This is a genomic window from Halarchaeum nitratireducens (assembly GCF_014647155.1).
GTDB lineage: Archaea > Halobacteriota > Halobacteria > Halobacteriales > Halobacteriaceae > Halarchaeum > Halarchaeum nitratireducens.
The window spans coordinates 24,055-43,081 of record NZ_BMOQ01000007.1 but is presented as its reverse complement, the minus strand read 5'-3'; the positions used below and the strand labels follow the sequence as shown (position 1 = coordinate 43,081).

The following is a 19,027-nucleotide window of genomic DNA, read 5'->3' as shown; positions in this document are numbered from 1 at the left end:
GATCCTGTCTCCCGAGCTGCTGAATAAACGTGTCGAAGATCGTGAGAGACGCGCGCGACGCCCGGACGAAAGTGATTTCCGGCGAGACGGCCCACGTTCGGCCAATGGGACTGGAGGCGGAGATCGAGGAGCTCGAAGAGGAGATAGCGAACACTCCGTACAACAAGTCCACGGAAGCGCACATCGGCCGGCTGAAGGCGAAGCTCGCGGAGAAAAAGGAGAAGCTCGAAGCCCAGCAGGCCGGCTCCGGCGGCGGCGGCGGATACTCCGTCAAACAGCAGGGCGACGCGACCGTCGCGCTCGTCGGCTTCCCCTCGGTCGGCAAGTCCACGCTCGTCAACGCGCTCACGAACGCCGACAGCGAAGTCGGCGCGTACGAGTTCACCACGCTCGACGTCAACCCCGGGATGCTGAAATACCGCGGTGCGGACATCCAGATCCTCGACGTCCCGGGTCTCATCGAGGGCGCCGCGGGCGGGCGCGGCGGCGGGCGCGAAGTCCTCTCCGTCATCCGCTCGACCGACCTGATCGTCTTCGTCCTCTCCGCCTTCGAGATCGACCAGTACGATCGGCTCTACGACGAGCTCTACGACAACAAGATCCGCCTCGACACCGAACCGCCCCACGTCCGCATCTCGAAGAAGATCAAGGGCGGCATCGACGTGAACACGTCGGGCGACCTCGAACTCGATCACGACACCGTCCGACAGGTCCTGCGCGAGCAGGGGTACGTGAACGCGGACGTCACGATCCGCGGCAACCCGAACGTCGACGAGCTCGTCGACGGCGTCCTCGACAACCGCGTCTACCTCCCCTCGCTCACCGTCGTCAACAAGGTCGACCTCATCGAGCCGTCGTACGTCGACACGGTGAAGGAGAACCTCCGCGCGCGCGACATCGATCCAGAGGAGGACGCCGTCTTCATCAGCGCACACGAGGAGAAGGGCCTCGACGCCCTCAAGGAGCGCTTCTGGGACGAACTCGATCTGATCAGGGTCTACATGGACAAACCGGGCCGCGGCGTCGACTACGACGAGCCGCTCATCCTCCGACGCGGCGAGACGGTCGACGACGCCCTCGACAAGCTCGGCGGCGACATGGACGAGCGCTTCCGGTTCGCGCGCGTCACCGGCCCCTCCGCGAAACACGACGACCAGCAGGTCGGCCGCGACCACGGGCTCGAAGACGAGGACGTCCTCCGGCTCATCGTCCGCAGATAGACGCCCCGACCCGTCTCGTTCGGTTCGATTCGGTTCGGCGGCGGGGCGTTCGAGAATGGGAGATCGACGACGAGGGTCGCGTCGATCGTCTCCCCCGACCGAAAAACCCTCGACGGGCGCGCCCGAAGGCCGCGTATGTCGCGTCGCCGCGCCGTTCGTATCCTCCTCCTCTGCGTCGTCGGCGCGCTCCCGTGGACGATCATCCGCTGGACCGGAAGCGCCGGGGTACAGTACGGGGCGTTCTTCGCGTACGGGCTCGGCCCGCTCAGCGGTCCGCTCGGCGAGCGGTTCATGCTCCTCCCGCGCTACCTCGCGGTGGCGGTGGTCGACACCTACTGGCGACAGGCGTGGCCGACCGGGGCGTTCCTCTTCGCGTGTGCGCTCGGGAGCGCCGCGCTCGCGCTCGTCGGCCGCGAGGACCGCCGCGTCACCGCCGGCCTGCTCGTCATGAGCGGCGGGGCCGAGTTGCTCTACGCGGTCGGGCTCGCGGGGTCGCGCTCGGACCTCCTCGTGCTCCCCGTCGCGCCGCTGCTCTGTTGGGGCGTCGCCCTGCTCTGCTATCGGGACGGCCTGCGACGCCTCGTCTACCTCCGCCCGGCAGAGGCCTGATCCGCCGACGCCGGTACGCTTAACGCCTCCGCGATTCACATCTCAGCCATGAGCGAGAGCGACTACGTGCTCGATCACGTGATGATCCGCGTCGGCGACCTCGAGGAGTCCCTCGACTGGTACACCGGCCACCTCGACTACGTCGAGTACGGCCGCTGGGAGGCCGAGACGTTCACGAACGTCTACCTCGGCCCCGAGGACCGACAGGAGGAGGACGCCGTCCTCGAGCTGACGTACAATCACGACACGAGCGAGTACGACATGGGCGACGCGTGGGGCCACATCGCCGTGCGCGTCGAGGACGTCGCGGCGGCCTACGAGGAGCTGATGGAGGAGGGCGTCGAGGACTACCGCGATCCCGAATCCTGCGGGGGGTCCTACGCGTTCGTGACGGATCCGGACGGCCACGAGGTCGAGATCGTCGAGCGCGACCACGGTCAGAAGTGGAGCCTCGATCACACGATGATCCGCGTCGAGGACGCCGACGAGGCGCTCGGCTTCTGGACGCGGAAGTTCGGGTACGAGCCCGACGGCCGCTGGGAGTCCGATACGTTCGCCAACTACTTCATGAAGCCAGCGGGAGCGAGCGAGCGCGCGATGACCGTCGAACTCACCTACAACTACGACGGGCGCCGCTACGAGGACGCCGACGGGTGGGGTCACCTCGCGGTGCGCGCCGACGACTTGGGTGAGGCGTGGGACGAACTGATGGAGCGCGAGGCCGCGGAGTACCGCGACCCCGAGTCCTGCGACTGGAACTACGCGTTCACGAAGGATCAGGACGGTCACGAGATCGAAGTCGTGACGCCCGACACCGACGTGATGGACGACTGACGGTCGCGGTGGCCGGCGATCGGCGACCGACTAGCTCCCTTCGTCGAGTGGGGCCGGGCCGACGTGTTCGGCGACCCAGTGGCGCTGGCGTTCGAGCCAGCGGCTCCCCGCCTCGGTGACGACGTAGGCGTTCGTCCGACCGTCGGCGTGGCGTTTTTCGACGAAGCCGCGTTCGCAGAGCGAGTCGAGGTGGTGGTAGAGTTGCTCGCTTCTGATCTCGGCGTCGTGGTACGCCTCCAGTTCCCGTTTGATGTCCTGCCCGCACGGATCGCCGTAGTCGACGACCAGCACGAGCATCTCACGTTGCAGGGCGTGGAGTGTCCGCATCGGCTGCCAGTTTTGCGGGAGGTGTTATCAACTTATTGTGATCCGGGTCGGGGTCGACCGATCCGCACCCGCTCGTCACTCGGGCGTCGTGAGGTCGTCGGGCGCGCCGGCGAGTCCACGGAGGGCGTCCGCCTCGACGTGGTGGAGGTCGCCGGGGACGATCAGCATGTGGAGCGGGCCGCCGAAGTCGGCGTCCGCGAGCGCGGAGAGCCGATCCGCACGCACCACGGGGTCGGGGCTCCCGGCGCGTGCGACGACGACGCCGAGCGCGTCGGAATCCCACGCCTCCGCGAGCAGATCCGCGGCGTAGTCCGCGCTCATGTACGCCTCGAAGTCGGGGTCGGGGCCCTCGGGACCCCGGCCGACCTTGATGTCGAGATAGCACAGCGTGTGCAATCCCCGGGATCGGTTGTCCTCGATGGTCTCGATCACCGAGCCGGGCACGACATCCGCGCCGTGCGCCCACTCGAAGGGGAGCGTCGTCGCCTTGCCGAAGCGGTAGTTCTGGAGCCCGGTCAGACTGGAGGCGGCTGATTCGGCCGTCGGCGCGTGGACGACGCGGGTCTCGACGCCGCGCTCGTGCGCGCGCAGACGGAGGTCGACGTGGGTCGTCGAGATCATCGTGTCGCCGGCGGTGAGGAAGACGGCGTCGCCCGACTCGGCGGCGTCGAGAATCGGCTCGGGGCGCTGTTCGACGCCCGCGCGATCCCGCACGTCGATCTCGACGCCGTGGTACGCCTCGATGTCGGCGACGTCCGCGCCGACGAGGTGGCTCGTGTAGAACTCCGCGAAGACCGCGCCGGCGTCCGCGTCGGCGATCGCCTCGCGTCCTTCGACGGTGATGGAGGACTCGTCGTAGAGGCCGAGTCCGACGAACGTGAGCATGCGTACGCGTGGGGCCGCGGCGTGGATACGGGTTTCGTTGCGCGCGGTCGTCGGTCGACGGTCCCGCGGCCCGCCGAAACGCCAGCCGTAAGGCCGCACGGCGCGCAGTCCCGCGTATGCACGCGCCCTGCGTCCGCGTCCCGACCGAGGAGGGCGAAGCGACGCGCCGCCGACTCGCCGACGCCGACCTCGTCGACGAGTCGCTCGACATCGTCGTCGAGGACGGCGCGCTCTACATCCCCGTCACCGGTCCGGACGCCGTCCCGGACGGCCTCCGGGTCGTCGAGCGCGACGTGCCCGAGCGCGAGACGCCGACGTCGCCCGCCGACCTACTGGGGTTCGAGCCGTCGTACGAGCGCCTCGGCGACATCGTCATCCTCGACGAGGACGACCCGGCGCGCGCCGCGCGGATCGCCGACGCCATCGCCGAGTCGAACGTCCGCGCGGAGACCGTCGTCAACCGCGCCTCCAAGGTGAAAGGCGAGACGCGCGTCCGCGACTGGGACGTCCTCGTCGGCGAGAGCACGGAGACCGTCCACCGCGAGTACGGCTGCGAGTTCGCCCTCGATATCGCCGAGGTGTACTTCTCTCCCCGCCTCGCCACCGAGCGCCATCGCGTCGTCCAGCAGGTCGCGGACGGCGAACGCGCCGTCGATATGTTCGCCGGCGTCGGCCCGTACGCGATCCCGATGGCGAGAGCGGGCGCCGAGGTCGTCGCCACCGATATCAACGACCGCGCGATCGACTACCTCCGAGAGAACGCCGAGCGCAACGACGTGGCCGACCGGATCACCGCGTACGCGGGCGACGTCCGGGAGATCGCCGACGACTACACGGGGTGGGCCGAGCGCCTCGTGATGAACCTCCCGCACACGGCACAGGAGTTCCTCGACACCGCCGTCGCGCTCGCCGGTGAGGAGTGCGTCCTCCATTACTACGACATTCAACACGAGGACGAGCGCTACGCGCCCGGCGAGGCCGCGATCCGCGACGCCGCCGAGCCGGCGTACGACGTGACGATCGAGACGCGCCACACCGTCCGCTCGTACGCGCCACACGAGTACAACGTCTGTCTCGACGTGCGACTCACGCGGAACTGAGTAGGGCCGAAACGGGAGCGCGGAACCCAGTGAGCCCGCGGGCCACGCGGAGCGAAACGGGCGAAGCGCCCCGATCGGACCGACGTGACGCGAGCGCGCCGGGGCGCGGAGCCGCCGCGGTGCGACCCCGTAGCGTGAGAACGTCCCCGCCGACCGCCCCCGATTCGCAAGCCTTATTCCTTCCATGCGGCTACGAGAGAATGAGTACGAGCGCCCGACCCGGGCGACGTGCGCCGGAGTAGCTCAGCTGGCAGAGCGATTCCTTCGTAAGGAATAGGTCGAGGGTTCAAATCCCTCCTCCGGCTCTCCTCTCGGCGTCCAACTTCGTAGCGACGTCCGTATTTCACTTTTCGGCCTGGTCATCGAGCGGCGATCCCCGCTCGTACCGTCCTGAGCGACGGGACGGGAGACCGGACCGTCGTTCGTGCCCCGCGGGGCGTGTCACGGACGTGACGACGGGCAACGACCGAAGGGCCGGTGCGGCCTGGCCTGGCCGAGTGGACGACGGACTGCGTCCAGCCCGCATCTACAACTGTCGGGACGCCGTTGTCCCGCGCATGGAACGCGTGAACCCGGCGACCGGCGAGGCGCTCGATCCGATCGAGGCGGACGACGAGACGGCCGTCGAGGAGGCCCTCTCGACGGCCGAGGAGACGTTCGCGTCGTGGCGCGACGCGCCGCTCTCGGAGCGCGAAGAACTGCTCGCGAACGCGGCTGACGTGCTCCGGGAGAACCGAGACGAGTACGCGGAGCTCATGACGACGGAGATGGGCAAGCCGCTGGCGGCGGCGCGCTCGGAGGTGGAGAAGTGCGCGTGGGTGTGCGACTACTACGCCGAGCACGCGAGTGAACACCTCCAAGACGAGCGTATCGGGGCGGAGCCGGGCGTCGACTCGTTCGTCGCGTACGAGCCCCTCGGCCCGATCCTCGCCGTGATGCCGTGGAACTTCCCGTTCTGGCAGGTGTTCCGATTCGCCGCGCCGCACCTCACGTCGGGGAACGTCGGGCTCCTCAAACACGCCTCGAACGTCCCGGGCTGTGCCGCGGCCATCGAGAACGTCTTCCGCGAGGCCGGCTATCCGGACGGCGTCTTCCAGGCCCTCCTCGTCGGTTCGGACGCCGTGGACGACGTGATCGAGGACGAGCGCGTGAAGGCCGTGACGCTCACGGGAAGCGAGCACGCGGGACGAGCCGTCGCGGAGACCGCCGGTGCGGAGTTGAAGAAGACCGTCCTCGAACTCGGCGGGAGCGATCCGTTCGTCGTCCTCGACGACGCGGACATCGCGGCGGCGGCCGAGACCGGCGCGCGTGCGCGGACGATCAACTCGGGGCAGTCCTGCATCGCCGCGAAGCGCTTCATCGTCCACGAGGCCGTCTACGACGAGTTCGTCGACGCCTTCGTCGCGGAGATGGCGGCCCTCGACGTCGGCGATCCGACGGACGTCGTCGACCTCGGTCCGCAGGCCCGCGCGGACCTGATGCACGACCTCCACGACCAGGTGGAGCGAAGCGTCGCGGCGGGCGCGACCGTCGAGCTCGGCGGCGACCCCCTCGATCGGGACGGCTTCTTCTATCCGCCGACGGTGTTGACGGACGTCCCGCGCGACTCGGCGGTCGCCGACGAGGAGGTCTTCGGGCCGGTCGCGCCGGTGTTCGAGGTCGCCGACGAGGCCGAGGCGATCGCGCTGGCGAACGATACCGACCTCGGGCTCGGGGGATCGGTCTGGACGGCGGACCGCGAGCGCGGGACGCGCGTCGCCCGCGAGATCGAGAGCGGCGCGGTGTTCGTGAACGAGCTCACGAAGTCGGATCCGCGCCTGCCGTTCGGCGGCATCGACGACTCCGGCTACGGGCGCGAGCTCGGCGAGATGGGCATCCACGAGTTCGTCAATCGGAAGACGATCTGGGTGCAGGACGCCGAGATGCCGGAGGACGGGCCCGCCGGGGAGTAGCGAGGGCGACGGACTCCCGCGGGAGGACGGACTGTCAGCGGAGGAGACGCCGGCGGGCGTGCGGTTTTCCCGCCGCTCGCGGAGCCGTCCGTTAGAGGAGATCGCGGCGGTCGACGATGATGCCGTCGACGCCGCGTTCGGCGAGGCGTTCGGCGTCGGCGACGGTGCGGACGGTCCAGGCGTTCACGTCGAAGCCGCGTTCGTGGGCGCGCTCGACGATCGGGGTGGCGAGACAGCGCGCGACGGACGGGTGGACGGCGGTGCACTCGATTTCGGCGGCGACGTCGAGCGGCGTCTCGCGGTCGTCGTCGAAGAGGAGCGCGCGGTCGAGAGCGGGCGCGACGCCTCGACTCTCGTGGAGCGCGTCGACGAGGAACGAGGAGACGAGGACGTCGTGATCGTGCCCGCCCGCGAGCGCCGCGACGTCGTCGGCGAGCCCGGTCTCTTTCAGCTCGACGTTGAGCGCGAGGTCCGACGGGACGGCGTCGAAGACGGCTTCGAGGGTCGGGACGCCGTCGCCGGTGTCGAGGACGTCGCAATCGGCGAGGTCGGCGTAGGTGAGGTCGGCGACGCGACCACACCGGTCCGCGACGCGGTCGATCGTGGCGTCGTGGACGACGACGAGCTCGCCGCTGGCACAGCGGCGGACGTCGACTTCGACGGCGTCGACGTGAGCGGCGACCCGTCGGATCGCGTGGACGGTGTTCTCCGGGTACTGCTCGGCGCAGCCGCGGTGGGCGATGGTCCGAACGGCACTCATGGGCGCACGCGCGCTCCGGGTCGGGTGTGATCGGGGTCGCGGGACGGACACACGGAGATTACGGTGCGCATATCGGCCGGGAGTGGCCCGCGACGGTTGACGGTTACTAGGAGCGCTCCGAAGCGATAGGGAGCACTCGGGAGTGCTCGGGACGGTGGACAGTCGCGGGACCGGCTACGGTTCGCCCCGCCGCGATCGGGTGAGGACGGCCGGGTCGGCGGCCCCCACACACCACTACTGCAAGTGTTCTCGGGAGGTCGGGGGGATGGGGACGGGGGTACGGTAGGGGAAGTGGAGTAGATCGAAGGGTGGACCGAAAAGGGGCGACCGGGTGGAGGGGCTGACGTCGCGGGGCGGGCGAGACACCACCCCCACACACCACCGTTGCAAGTGTTTCGGCGCGGGGAGTGGAGGTGGGGGCGGGGTGGACGTACGGTGGGAGAGAGTGAGTAGAGCGGGGCAGGATAGGTCGAGTGGGCCCGGGGGAAGGGGAGGGAGTGTGTATATCGATGGGAAATGAGTGAGTGAGTGAGTGAGTGGGAGGGTAGATGAAGCGAGGAAGCACGGACGGAGCGAGGGACGGCGGAGGTGAAGCGAATCGGGGAGTCGAGAACGGACGAAACAAGTGCGACACTTGTAACAGTTGCATCGGTGGGTTTTAGCCGACCGGGTGATTCCGTCGTGGCATGACGGTGTTCGAGCGGACTCACGCGATCTTCGACGACGAAGACGTGCTCCGCGATGACTATCAGCCGGAGCGGATCGAGGAGCGCGACGAGGAGTTAGAGGAGTACAAGGCGTACTTCCAGCCGGTGATCAACGGCAAGCAACCGCGGAACATCTTCCTCTACGGCAAGACCGGCGTCGGGAAGACCGTCGCTACCAAATACCTGCTCTCGCACCTCGAACGCGACGCCGAGCGCTACGACGACCTCGACGTCACGACCGTCTACCTCAACTGCGAACACCTCACCTCCTCCTACCGCGTCGCCGTCAACCTCGTAAACGAACTCCGCGAGGAGGGCGAGGAGATCTCGACGACGGGGTACCCGCGAGACGCGGTCTACGACATGCTCTGGGCGGAGTTGGAGAACGTCGGCGGGACGATCCTCGTCGTCCTCGACGAGATCGACTACATCGGCGACGACGACAGCCTCCTCTACCAGATCCCGCGGGCGCGCTCGAACGAGAACCTCCACGAGGCGAAGGTCGGAATCATCGGCATCTCGAACGACTTCAAGTTCCGCGAACAACTCGATCCGCGCGTCGAGGACACGCTCTGCGAGCGCGAGATCCACTTCCCGCCGTACGACGGGAACGAACTCCGGAACATCCTGGAGAAGCGCTCGGCGCTCGCGTTCGAGGACGGCGTGCTGTCCGGCGACGTCGTGCCCCTCTGCTCGGCGCTCGCCGCCCAAGACCGCGGGAGCGCCAGACAGGCGCTGGACCTCCTCTTCGAGGCGGGCGACCTCGCGCGGCGAAACGGCGACGAGAGCGTCACGGAACACCACGTCCGCAACGCCCGAGCGCGCTTGGAGAAGCGCCAGATCGAGGAGTCGATGAAGGACCTGACGAGCCACGACCACCTCACGCTCTACACGATCACCGCGCTGACGGTGTTCGGCGAGGAGATGCCGGTCCGTCGGCAGACGATCTACGATCGCTACGAGGACGTGGCGACGAGCACGGATCACGACCCGCTGGCGATGCGGAGCCTCCACGCCCACCTCTCCGACCTCGTGATGCTCGGCATCCTCGAACGCCACGAGCGCAACGAGGGACGCAGCGGCGGCGCGTACTACGAGTACGAGCTCGGCGTCGACCTCGACGCGGTTGTCACGACGCTCGACGGCCTCGCCATCACCGGGAACCTCGATACCGACCGACTCCGCGGCGCCGCGGTGCGACAGGGCCTCATCGACTCGTCCTGACGCGACCGATCGGTACGGCGACGCCGAGCGGTGAGCGACGCCCAACCCACGTATCCCGTCGAGACCGACCGGCGTACGGCCCGAAGAAACGGCGTAGCTCGTCTTTCGTCCGTATCCGAGTCACTCCGACGCGACTATGAGTACGAATATTCCTTGTGATAGGATCAATTGTTACTACTACTAGCTCTAGCTAGCGTCTAGCTAGAAGTGAGAGGGAGAGTTCGGGTGAGTCGAGGGAAAGAGCGCGTGACGAGACGGGGGGGTCAAGAAGGGCGACAGAGAGGGTCCGGACGGAAGATGGAGGGTCGAGAAGGGAGGCTGAGGGAGTCAGGCGGAGAGTCGGGAGCGCGTCGTCGTGGCGTTCGTGTCGTCACGGCCCCTCGTCTCGACGGCGTTCTCGTTGCCGCGCGTCCCTCCGTTCTACCCACGTGGACCGTCGCGTACCGGCTGTACGCCCCGTGAGGCGACACGGTACCGATGGTGGATCTACACGGAGCCACCGGCGACGCCGTCATCGGTCCCGTCCCCCCTCCCCCACGCCGCTTCTCGAAACACTTGCAGCAGTGGTGTGTGGGGGATCGCAGACCCGCTCGTCTCACCCGTCGCTGATCCACGAAACACTTGCAACGGTGGTGTCCCCCCGTCGACTCGGATCGCCACACCGCTCACGGACGCGGAGCGACCCGGACCCGAGAACACTTGCAACGGTGGGGTGTGTGCGCCACAACACCACCCGACGATCGTACCGCCCGCTTCACTCGCACCGTCCGACTCGAACGCGCTTCCCCTCCCCTCGACCGCGCCGTCGACGCGTCACTCGTACGTGCGGGTGGCGAGCACTGTGCCGTTCGCGGCACGGACGGTCACCGTGTCGCCGCCGTTGTTCCAGACGGGGCGTCCGGCGTTCCAGTAGTAGTCGCCGTGTCCGTCAGTGCCCGCGCCCGTGTGGAGCCTGAGGGACGCGTCGGATGCGAGCGTCACCCCGTCGGGAACCGTGTACGCGTGGTCGGCGGCGTCGCTCACTCGCGTTCCGCCGAGGTCGAGCGTCGCGTCGCCCGCGTTCCGCAGGACGACGTACTCGTCGTTCAGGTTCTCGGTGTCCGGACCCGCGGCGTCGGCGTGGACGTCGACAGTGATCGGGCCGTCGGTCCGACTCGTCGCAGTGTTCGCGTCGTGACCCGTTTCGCCGCCCGTCGCGCCGGCGTTCGCCCCGCTCGCCCCGCCCGTCGCGGTGGCCGCGCACGTCCACAGGCCCGTCCGGTTCTCGTAGGCGGCCGTCTCGGCCCGCCGGAACGCGGGCTCGCGCGAGAAGTCGCTGTCGTCGTAGACGCGCGCGAGCCCCCGGTCGATCAGCGCCGCGTTGTGGTTCGTCCCGTTCACGTACACGTACGCGAGCAGACGACCGTAGTACCCCCGACGGTCGGTGTTCGGGTCGAACGCGAGCGTGACGTTCGCCCCCGCGAGCCGCGAGGTCGTGTAGTCGCTCGCCTCGTGCCCCCACCCGCGGAGGCAGTCGCGGGTCGCGGACGTGTTCGCCAGCCCGCGGAACTCCCCGGGCGTGTTCGTCACCCACACCTCAGGGGTGTCGACGCCGACCAGTCGGATCGTCTCCTCGGTGCCGTTGGCCAAGCGGACGTCGACGGTGTCCCCGTCCGCGACGTCGACGACAGTGGCGTTCAGCGTCTCCGCGAACGCCGCCGCACTCTCCGCCTCCGACGGTCCGCTCCCGGTGTCGCCCGCGCCGGCGGTCGTCGCCTCGCTCGCGTTCCCGCCGATCGCCGTCGTCCCCGCACCGCCCGCGCCACCCGTCGCGCACCCGGACAGCACGCAGAGCAGACAGAGGGCGATCGCGAGTCCGGTTTCGCGTCTCACGGCGGTCGTTTCGGGCCTCGTCCCTTAACGTCCTCGGCCGCTCGGACGACCCCGATCACCGCCGCCACCTCACTCGGCCGACGCCGACGTCGTGCCCGACCGGCGGAGCGCGTCGGCGACGAGACCCCGGACCGCCGCGTGAGCGTCGTCGACGATCACGGTTTCGTCTGCGACGGCTACGAGGCGCGCGTTCGCACCGACGGCCCGCGCGTCGTCGGGGACGACTACCACGTCGGCGCCCCGGCAGTACGCGGCGGCCCGCTCGAACGCGTCGTCGCTCACGGCCCCGAAGGGCGGCGTCGTCACCGCGGGGCGATCGAGGCGACGCGCGGCCTCGTGATCGAGGCCGCCGTCGACGACGGGGCCGACGGTGACGCGATAGCCAGCGGTGACGAGCGGTTCGAGGAGTCCGACGGCGGCGTCGCCGGCACCGAGGACGTGGACGTGCGCGTCCCGATCTGCGGGATGCGTGAGCGGCGTGACCGAGGGGGTACCGGTCACGGGATCGGTGCCGACGGCGGTCGTCGCGTCGAAGGCGTCGCGGAGCGCGTCGCGGGTCACCACCTCGGCCGGCGGGCCGGCGGCGTGGACGCACCCCCCCGAGAGCACGACGAGGCGATCGCAGTAGCGCGCGGCGAGTCCGAGATCATGGATCGCGGCGACGGCCCGCCGTCCGTCGTCGACGAGGTCGCGGATCAGGTCGAGCGTGCGGATCTGATGGTTGACGTCGAGCCCCGCGGTGGGTTCGTCGAGGAGCGTCACGAGCGTGTCCTGCGCGAGCGCGCGGGCGAGGAGGACGCGCCGGCGTTCCCCGCCGCTGACCGCGGTGACCGGTCGGTCCGCGAGGTCGGTGAGCTCGCAGCGTTCGAGCGCCGCCTCGACGCGCGCCGCACCGTCCGCGTCGTCCGCGGGGCGCAGGCGCGAGCGATACGGGTGCCGACCCATGGCGACCACGTCGTGGACGGCGAAGTCGAAGGAGAACGCGCTCGACTGGGGAACGACGGCGACGCGGCGGCTCGCGGCCTTCGACGTGAGCGCGTGGACGTCGTCGCCGTCGACGCGCACCGACCCCGCGTCCGGGGTGAGGTAGCCCGCGAGCGTGCGCAGGAGCGTGGTCTTGCCCGCGCCGTTCGGTCCGACGAGACCGACGAGCTCGCCCGCTTCGACCGAGAGCGAGACGCCGTCGAGGATCGTCGTGCCGCCGAGGGAGACTACGAGGTCGGTCGCGTCCATTTAGAGCTCGTGCACCTCGCGTTTCCGGAGGAGGTAGAGGAAGAAGGGCGCGCCGACGAACGCGGTGGCGACGCCGACGGGGAGGCTGGTCGCTCCGAGGCGCGTCGCGGTGTCGACGGCGACGAGGAAGACGCCGCCGGCGAGCGCGCTCGTCGGAAGGAGGATGCGATGGTCGGGGCCGACGAGGAGGCGCATGACGTGGGGGACGACGAGGCCGACGAAACCGATGATGCCGACGAACGCGACGCACGCCGCGGTGACGACCGCCGAGACGGCGAGGAGGACGCGCTTGGTGCGCTCGACCTCGATGCCGAGCGCGTGGGCGTCCTCCTCGGAGAGCAGGAGGACGTTCAGGTCGCGGGCGTAAGCGAACAGGACGACGAGGCCGACGAGGACGACGGGAAAGGCGACGGCGACCTCGCTCCACATCGTGTTGCGGAGGCTCCCCATCAGCCAGACGATGGCCTCGCGGAGGCTGTGATCGTCGGTGCGGACGAGCAGGAGGCTGACGACCGCGCCGAGGAAGGTCTGGACGGCGACGCCCGCGAGAAGGAGTGTGGCGACGGGCGTCCGGCCGCCTTCGGTGGCGATGGTGTAGACGCCGAACGCGGCGATGAGCGCGCCGCAGAAGGCCGCGAGCGGAAGGCTGAGCGGGAGCGCGACGCCGGCGGCGATGACGAGCACGGCGCCCGCGGCCGCGCCGGAGGAGACGCCGATGATCGCGGGGTCGGCCATGGGGTTGCGGAAGAACCCCTGCATCACGGCGCCCGCGCTGGCGAGGCCCGCGCCGACCACCGCGCCGAGGGCGACGCGGGGCATTCGGAGGAACGTGACGACGAAGGGGTACGGGTCGGGGACGCTGACACCCGTCGAGACGCCGACGGCGTGGAGGACGCTGGCGACGACGAATCGCGGCGGGATGTCGATGATCCCCATCGCGGCCCCGGCGACGCAGACGGCGACGAGCAGAACGGCGAGGGCGCTCGTCCACGCTGCGACGCGGAGCCGACCCAGGGGCATCGGTGACAAGTCGACTTGCAGTAGGTAAATACTTATTGAACAGGCGGTGACGGGAGAACGTGAACCGAGCACCGTTCCTCGTCGTGCTCGTCCTCGTCGCGGCGCTCGCCGGGTCGACCGGCGGAGCGCTCGCGGCGACGCCGGACGACGCGCCGTCGGCCATCGACGTCCCGACGGCCGCGACGAACGACAGCACGACAACGACGACAGACACCACGACGACTACTGACACTACGACCACGACGACGGATACCACGACAACGACGACCAACGATACTACTACGGACAACACCACCACGACGACGGATACCACGACAACGACGACCAACGATACCACGACGACGAACGACACCACTACGACGACTGCGGACAACACCACCACGACAACGACGAACGACATCACTACGACGACTGCGGACGACACCACCACGACGAGCAGCACTACGACGACCAACGATACCTCTACTTCTGACGACACCACCACGACGACGAACGACAGCACGACCGACACCAATACGACGTATTCGACCGTTCCCTCGACGTGTTCGTACCCGTTCACCTCGACGGACGCGACGGGGACGAACGTCACCGTCGAGGGCGCGCCGGAACGCATCGTCGTCGTCGGTTCGAGTACCACGCAGACTCTCTGGGAGATCGGTGCACAGAACCGCGTCGTCGGCCTCTGGGACTCCTCGTACACGGCGTACCTCGACAACGCGAGCGCGAAACCGAACGTCGCGAATGCGCGCGGGTTCGCTGAGGTCGCGTCCGTCGTCGAACGGTCGCCCGACATGGTGTTGTTGGCGAACATCCAGGACGACGAGACGGCACAGAAGCTCCGACAGAAGGGTGTCACCACCTACAAGTTCGAGGCCGCGTCGAGTGTGAGCGACATCTACGCGAAGACCCGACTGACCGGGCACCTCACCGGGAACTGCGCGGGCGCGGAGGACACGGTGAGCTGGATGCAGGATCGGCTCGACACCGTCGAGGAGGTCCGCGATCGCGCCGACAGCACGCCGACGATCTTCTACCCGATGGCGGGGAGTTTCACCGCCGGATCGGGGACGTTCGTCTCGGACGTGATGCGCCTCGGCGGCACGCGGAACGTCGCGCTCGACGCGGGGATCACGGGCTACAAACCGTACAGCGAAGGATTCATCCTGAAGCAGTCGCCGGGGTGGCTCCTCGCCACGTACTCCCTCCCGGAGCACGGTGAAGCGCAGAGCCTCCTACCGAAGACTCAGGAGATAAACCAGTCTTCGGCCTACCGCGAGGACCGCGTCGTCGCGGTGAACGCGAACTACCTGAGTCAGCCCGCGCCTCGAATCGTCTACCCAATTGAGGACATCGCGGAGGCAGTCCACCCCGATGCGTGGGCGGCCGTCCACGACACGGGGAACGCTCGTGACAGCGACGGTGATGACGACGATGACGACATCGACTGGGAGGACCTCGAAGACGGCGGTTCGAGCGACGCGACGTCCACCAACGGGAGTGCCGACGAATCCGCGGCGAACGCGAGCGGCTCCCTCTCGATCACCCGCGCGAACGGGAGCGTCACCGCGACCGTTCGTAACGTCACGGGGACCGTCTCGTTCGCCCTCGTGAACCACACGGCGGCGAACGTGACTGCGGTGAACGCGACTGCGGTGAACGCGACCACTGATGGGAACCTGACCGCGACGAACGCGACGGCAGCGAACGCGAGCGCTACCGCGGATGCGAACGCGAGCGCGGCTGCCACAGGACTCACGAGTGCGACCGTCTCCCTGCGTGCCGGCGTGAACGCGAGCGAACTATCGTTCACCACGAGCGACCCGAGCGCGACGGCGCCGAACGCCACACCAGCGCTCAACGCATCGAACGCCACGCCGATGCGGTATTTCACCGCGAACGTCACCGGCGTTGACGCGGATGACGTCGATAACGCGACGATCCGCTTCCGTGTCGCGCCGGTCGACCTCCCGAACGGCACCGAACCCTCGGATGTCGCGCTCTACCGCTACCACGACGCGTCGTGGGGCGCGCTCCCGACGGAGCATCTGAACGGGAGCGCGTACGCGGCGACGACTCCCGGCTTCTCCGCGTTCGCCATCGGGTCGACGAACGCGACGGCCGCGGAGAACGCGAGCGAAACGACGGCGAACGAGACGACGAGCACGTCGTCGGAGTCGCACAACGGTACCGCGACGGTCACGACCGCGACGACGAGCGAGACGACCACGTCGACCGTGACGAGCACCGCGAGCTCCACGAGCACGTCGTCGGGGTCGTCGCCCGGCTTCGGGCCCGTGGTCGCGGCGCTGGCGTTCGCGCTCGTCACGTGCCTGCTGCGGCGGCGCTGACGCGCGACGCGCGCCTCCGACACGTTTTACCCACGGCGTCGACTAGCCCCGTGTATGGTCGAGAACGTCATCTGGCCCGCCTACTTCGACGCGACGCTCTCGCGTCGCGAGGGCCGCCGCGTCCCGCGCTCGCTCGCCGTCGAGGACCCGACGGTGGACGAGGTCGCGCAGGCCGTCGGGCAGGTCGGCTACGACGCCGTCATCGAGCGCGAGAAGGCCTACCCCCGGCAGGGATGGACGGAGTCCGGGCGCGTCCTCGTGAAGGACGCGGACGACGCCGGGAAGTCCGACCTCCTGCAGGCCGTCGGCGCGTACGTCGCCACCCTCCGCGAATGAAGCGCGCCGGCGACGTCGTCAGGAGCGCGCAGGGGCTGGCCATCGTCCGCTGTCCCGACAACGAACATCCCGACATCGGCGCGGAAGTCGTCGACGAGCGACTCACCGACGTCGGGCGCGTCGTCGACGTCTTCGGGCCGGTCTCGAAGCCCTATCTCGCGGTGACGCCGGACGACGCGACGCCCGCGGAACTCCTCGGCGCGAAACTCTACGTCCGGTAGCGAAAGGGCGAAGGACCGGGCGCGGGTTTCGCCAGTATGACTCAGCGACAGGGCGTGCTCGCCGCCTGCGCGGGCATCGTCGTCACCTTCCTCGCCGTCCAGCTCGGCGCGCTCGCGCTCGTCGAGCCGTTCAAGCAGGCGGGCTATCAGACCGTACCGGACCCCCAGAACCCCGTCAACAGCGTCGTGTACGTCGGCGTCCTGCTCGTCGCCACGGCCGCCATCCTCGTCGCCCTGAAGTACGGCGGCAAACGCATTCTCCGGGCCTTCATCGTCCTCACGGGCGGGATGATCACCGCCTACGTCGTCGGCATCTTCCCCGGCGTGGTCGTCGGCGGCGTGAACGTCCTCCCCTACGCCGCTGCCGGCGTCCTCGTCGTCGCCCTCTACGCCTACCCGGAGTGGTGGGTGATCGACCTCGCGGGCGTCGTGATGGGCGCGGGCGCGGGCGCGCTCTTCGGCATCAGCTTCGGCGTCCTCCCCGCGATCGTCCTCCTCGGCGCGCTCGCCGTCTACGACGCGATCAGCGTCTACGGCACCGAACACATGCTCACGCTCGCCTCCGGCGTCGTCGAGCTCAAAGTCCCCGTCCTCCTCGTCTACCCGACCGTCCGGGGCTACTCCTTCCGCGAACGTGCCGCCGAGGTCGCCGCGCGCGACGACGACGTGGCTGCGGAAGCCGACGGACAGAGCGACGAGGGCACGGCCGCCAGCGAGCGCGAGGGCGAGGCCGAGACGCACGGCGAGGAGGGCCGCGACAGCATCATGATCGGCCTCGGGGACGCCGTGATGCCGACCGTGATGGTCGCCTCCGCGGCCTTCTTCGTCACCGACGTCCCGCACGTCGCCGGCGTCCCGCTCCCCGCCGCGACCGCCATCGTCGGCACGACGCTCGGCCTCCTCGTCCTCCTGCGGATGGTCCTGCAGGGCCGCGCGCACGCCGGCCTCCCGCTCCTCAACGGCGGCGCGATCGGCGGCTACCTCGTCGGCGCGCTCGCCTCCGGGCTCTCGCTCGTCTCGGCGCTCGGCCTCGGGCCCTACCTCTAGCTCTCCCGTCTAGCGCGTCGGCCCGATACCGTGGAGTCCGTCCGCGGCGTGCACGTACACCGCGCTGTCGACGGGCGTGACGCCGTGGATCCCGCGGACGATCGTGTCTCCGTCGGTCGCTGACCCCGTCGCGTACCACCACCGTTGGCGCCCGTCGCCGACGTCGAACGCCCGAAGCGTGTCCCCGTCCACGGCGTAGAGTGTGTCACCGCGACGTCCGACTGGGTCTCCTGACTCCTCGAATTCGGTAACGACGCGCCCGTCGTTCGGATGGAGTGAGACGAGACGATCGCCGCCGACGTGTACGGCGTCCTCCGCGGCGACGGGCGGGTCGACGATGTCGCGTTCGCCGAGCGCCCGCCACCGTTCCTCGCCCGTCCCGGCGTCGAACGCGACGAGGCCCGCAGTGTCGTCGACGACGTACACCGAGCCGTGCGACACGACCGGTGTGCTCCATCCGACACCTGAAAGTGCGCGATGCCATCGTGTCTCAGCGTTCCGCGTATCGAGCGAGTGCAGTCCGTCACCGTCCGTGAGGTAGACGGTGGTGTCCGACACGGCGATCGGTGCACCGGTCTCCCCTGCGGTCTCGTGACGCCAGCGCGTTTCACCCGACTGGGCGTCGAGCGCGCGAAGGTGCGGGTGGGTACGCTCACCGCCGCCGGTACGGACGTAGACGACGCCGCCGGCGACCGTCGGCGGCACCTCGATCCCGGGCATCGTGGGGCCACGCCATCGGGTCGCATCAGCCGTGATATCGAATCGGTATGCCCGTTCCGCATCCGTTCCGTAGACACCACCGTCGGCGACCGTCGGAGAGCCTTTCGCGCCAGCGCTGGCGAGAGAAACCCGACCGGTCGCTGCGGCGGTCCCCGGCCGCCGCCGCGTGAGTGTCGTCCGCGATGCATCGGGTGTCCAGTTGTAGAGCGCGTCGTCCGAGACAACGGGCACGCCGCCCGCGTCGAGTATCCAGTACGTCTCGATGTCGAGTAGGCCGGTGCCGTCCGCGACGACGGCGGCGTTCGTGGCGTCGTACCGGTGACTCGGCCACGTTCCGTCGGCATCGAGGGCGGGCGACCCGGGAGGCCCAGTTGAGCCACTCTCGTCCGTCCGGCTGCCGTCCCCACCACAGCCGGCGAGGGCCGCGGCGAGACCGGTACCGAGCGCGTGGAGGGCGCAGCGTCGCGTTCGGGAACGTGTCACGTATCTGCCTGCACTCGGCGTGGACAAGTGTCTTCGGGTGCGCACGGCCGGCACCGAATGGTTTCCTGACCCGGGAGAGACCGCTCGCCGCCGGGCTCTCGCTCGTCTCGGCGCTCGGCCTCAGGCCCT

At 69.2% G+C, this 19,027-nt stretch carries 17 protein-coding genes and 1 tRNA gene; 11 read left to right on the top strand and 7 right to left on the bottom strand.

The features are described 5' to 3' along the window. The first annotated feature begins 104 nt into the window (after positions 1 to 104). The 3 genes from IEX91_RS12640 to IEX91_RS12630 all read left to right on the top strand — a co-directional run bounded on the left by IEX91_RS12640 (position 105) and on the right by IEX91_RS12630 (position 2,663). Positions 105 to 1,220 carry an OBG GTPase family GTP-binding protein gene (locus IEX91_RS12640; protein WP_188879384.1) on the top strand — a complete coding sequence of 372 codons (1,116 nt, stop codon included), beginning with the start codon at positions 105 to 107 and terminating at the stop codon, positions 1,218 to 1,220. Positions 1,221 to 1,355: 135 nt separating this feature from the next. Beyond that, positions 1,356 to 1,829, top strand: coding sequence for a hypothetical protein (locus IEX91_RS12635; protein WP_188879382.1), 474 nt, complete (start codon positions 1,356 to 1,358; stop codon positions 1,827 to 1,829). A gap of 48 nt (positions 1,830 to 1,877) precedes the next feature. Next, positions 1,878 to 2,663, top strand: a complete 786-nt coding sequence (locus IEX91_RS12630; protein ID WP_188879381.1) for a VOC family protein — start codon at positions 1,878 to 1,880, stop codon at positions 2,661 to 2,663. Positions 2,664 to 2,693: 30 nt separating this feature from the next. Here the strand turns inward: IEX91_RS12630 and IEX91_RS12625 are convergent, their stop codons facing one another. Both IEX91_RS12625 and dph5 read right to left on the bottom strand, forming a co-directional pair. Then, a complete protein-coding gene (locus tag IEX91_RS12625; protein ID WP_188879380.1) occupies positions 2,694 to 2,990 on the bottom strand; it encodes a helix-turn-helix transcriptional regulator in 297 nt (98 codons plus the stop codon). 75 nt (positions 2,991 to 3,065) lie between these two features. After that, on the bottom strand, positions 3,066 to 3,875 hold the full coding sequence (gene dph5 / locus IEX91_RS12620; protein WP_188879378.1) for a diphthine synthase: 810 nt from the start codon (positions 3,873 to 3,875) through the stop codon (positions 3,066 to 3,068). 116 nt (positions 3,876 to 3,991) lie between these two features. Here dph5 and IEX91_RS12615 point away from each other — a divergent pair, with 116 nt between their 5' ends. The 3 genes from IEX91_RS12615 to IEX91_RS12605 all read left to right on the top strand — a co-directional run bounded on the left by IEX91_RS12615 (position 3,992) and on the right by IEX91_RS12605 (position 6,927). Beyond that, positions 3,992 to 4,975 (top strand): class I SAM-dependent methyltransferase, encoded by a 984-nt coding sequence (locus tag IEX91_RS12615; RefSeq protein ID WP_188879377.1) that lies wholly within the window; start codon positions 3,992 to 3,994, stop codon positions 4,973 to 4,975. A 232-nt stretch (positions 4,976 to 5,207) separates the two neighbouring features. After that, a tRNA-Thr gene (locus IEX91_RS12610) sits at positions 5,208 to 5,280 on the top strand. Between the two features lie 252 nt (positions 5,281 to 5,532). Continuing rightward, positions 5,533 to 6,927, top strand: coding sequence for an NAD-dependent succinate-semialdehyde dehydrogenase (locus tag IEX91_RS12605; RefSeq protein ID WP_188879376.1), 1,395 nt, complete (start codon positions 5,533 to 5,535; stop codon positions 6,925 to 6,927). A 91-nt stretch (positions 6,928 to 7,018) separates the two neighbouring features. Here IEX91_RS12605 and IEX91_RS12600 read toward each other — a convergent pair whose 3' ends face one another. Beyond that, positions 7,019 to 7,687: a glycerophosphodiester phosphodiesterase gene (locus tag IEX91_RS12600; RefSeq protein WP_188879374.1), complete on the bottom strand. Its 669-nt coding sequence runs from the start codon at positions 7,685 to 7,687 to the stop codon at positions 7,019 to 7,021. Between the two features lie 686 nt (positions 7,688 to 8,373). On the opposite strand from IEX91_RS12600, the gene IEX91_RS12595 reads away from it, so the two are divergent. After that, entirely contained in the window at positions 8,374 to 9,618 is a 1,245-nt protein-coding gene (locus IEX91_RS12595) for an orc1/cdc6 family replication initiation protein (RefSeq protein WP_188879373.1), read from the top strand. Between the two features lie 813 nt (positions 9,619 to 10,431). Here the strand turns inward: IEX91_RS12595 and IEX91_RS12590 are convergent. The 3 genes from IEX91_RS12590 to IEX91_RS12580 form a co-directional block, all read right to left on the bottom strand. Beyond that, entirely contained in the window at positions 10,432 to 11,490 is a 1,059-nt protein-coding gene (locus IEX91_RS12590) for a thermonuclease family protein (RefSeq protein WP_188879372.1), read from the bottom strand. A gap of 69 nt (positions 11,491 to 11,559) precedes the next feature. After that, positions 11,560 to 12,723 (bottom strand): heme ABC transporter ATP-binding protein, encoded by a 1,164-nt coding sequence (locus IEX91_RS12585; RefSeq protein WP_188879370.1) that lies wholly within the window; start codon positions 12,721 to 12,723, stop codon positions 11,560 to 11,562. Next, complete coding sequence (locus tag IEX91_RS12580; RefSeq protein ID WP_188879369.1) at positions 12,724 to 13,743, bottom strand: iron chelate uptake ABC transporter family permease subunit; 1,020 nt, start codon at positions 13,741 to 13,743, stop codon at positions 12,724 to 12,726. It abuts the gene before it with no gap. A 59-nt stretch (positions 13,744 to 13,802) separates the two neighbouring features. Here IEX91_RS12580 and IEX91_RS12575 point away from each other — a divergent pair, with 59 nt between their 5' ends. From IEX91_RS12575 to IEX91_RS12560, 4 genes are read left to right on the top strand one after another with little or no spacing between them, the layout of a single operon-like run. After that, complete coding sequence (locus IEX91_RS12575) at positions 13,803 to 16,091, top strand: ABC transporter substrate-binding protein (RefSeq protein ID WP_188879368.1); 2,289 nt, start codon at positions 13,803 to 13,805, stop codon at positions 16,089 to 16,091. A 54-nt stretch (positions 16,092 to 16,145) separates the two neighbouring features. Then, a complete protein-coding gene (gene srp19 / locus IEX91_RS12570) occupies positions 16,146 to 16,427 on the top strand; it encodes a signal recognition particle subunit SRP19 (RefSeq protein ID WP_188879367.1) in 282 nt (93 codons plus the stop codon). After that, the gene (locus IEX91_RS12565; RefSeq protein WP_229772871.1) at positions 16,424 to 16,648 is read left to right on the top strand and encodes an H/ACA ribonucleoprotein complex subunit GAR1; all 225 of its coding nucleotides are present in this window, start codon (positions 16,424 to 16,426) and stop codon (positions 16,646 to 16,648) included. The genes srp19 and IEX91_RS12565 overlap by 4 nt, the downstream gene beginning before the upstream one ends. A gap of 36 nt (positions 16,649 to 16,684) precedes the next feature. After that, entirely contained in the window at positions 16,685 to 17,695 is a 1,011-nt protein-coding gene (locus IEX91_RS12560) for a presenilin family intramembrane aspartyl protease PSH (RefSeq protein ID WP_188879365.1), read from the top strand. Between the two features lie 9 nt (positions 17,696 to 17,704). On the opposite strand, the gene IEX91_RS12555 is transcribed toward IEX91_RS12560, so the two are convergent. Further along, entirely contained in the window at positions 17,705 to 18,898 is a 1,194-nt protein-coding gene (locus tag IEX91_RS12555; RefSeq protein ID WP_188879364.1) for an outer membrane protein assembly factor BamB family protein, read from the bottom strand. Positions 18,899 to 19,027: the final 129 nt, after the last annotated feature.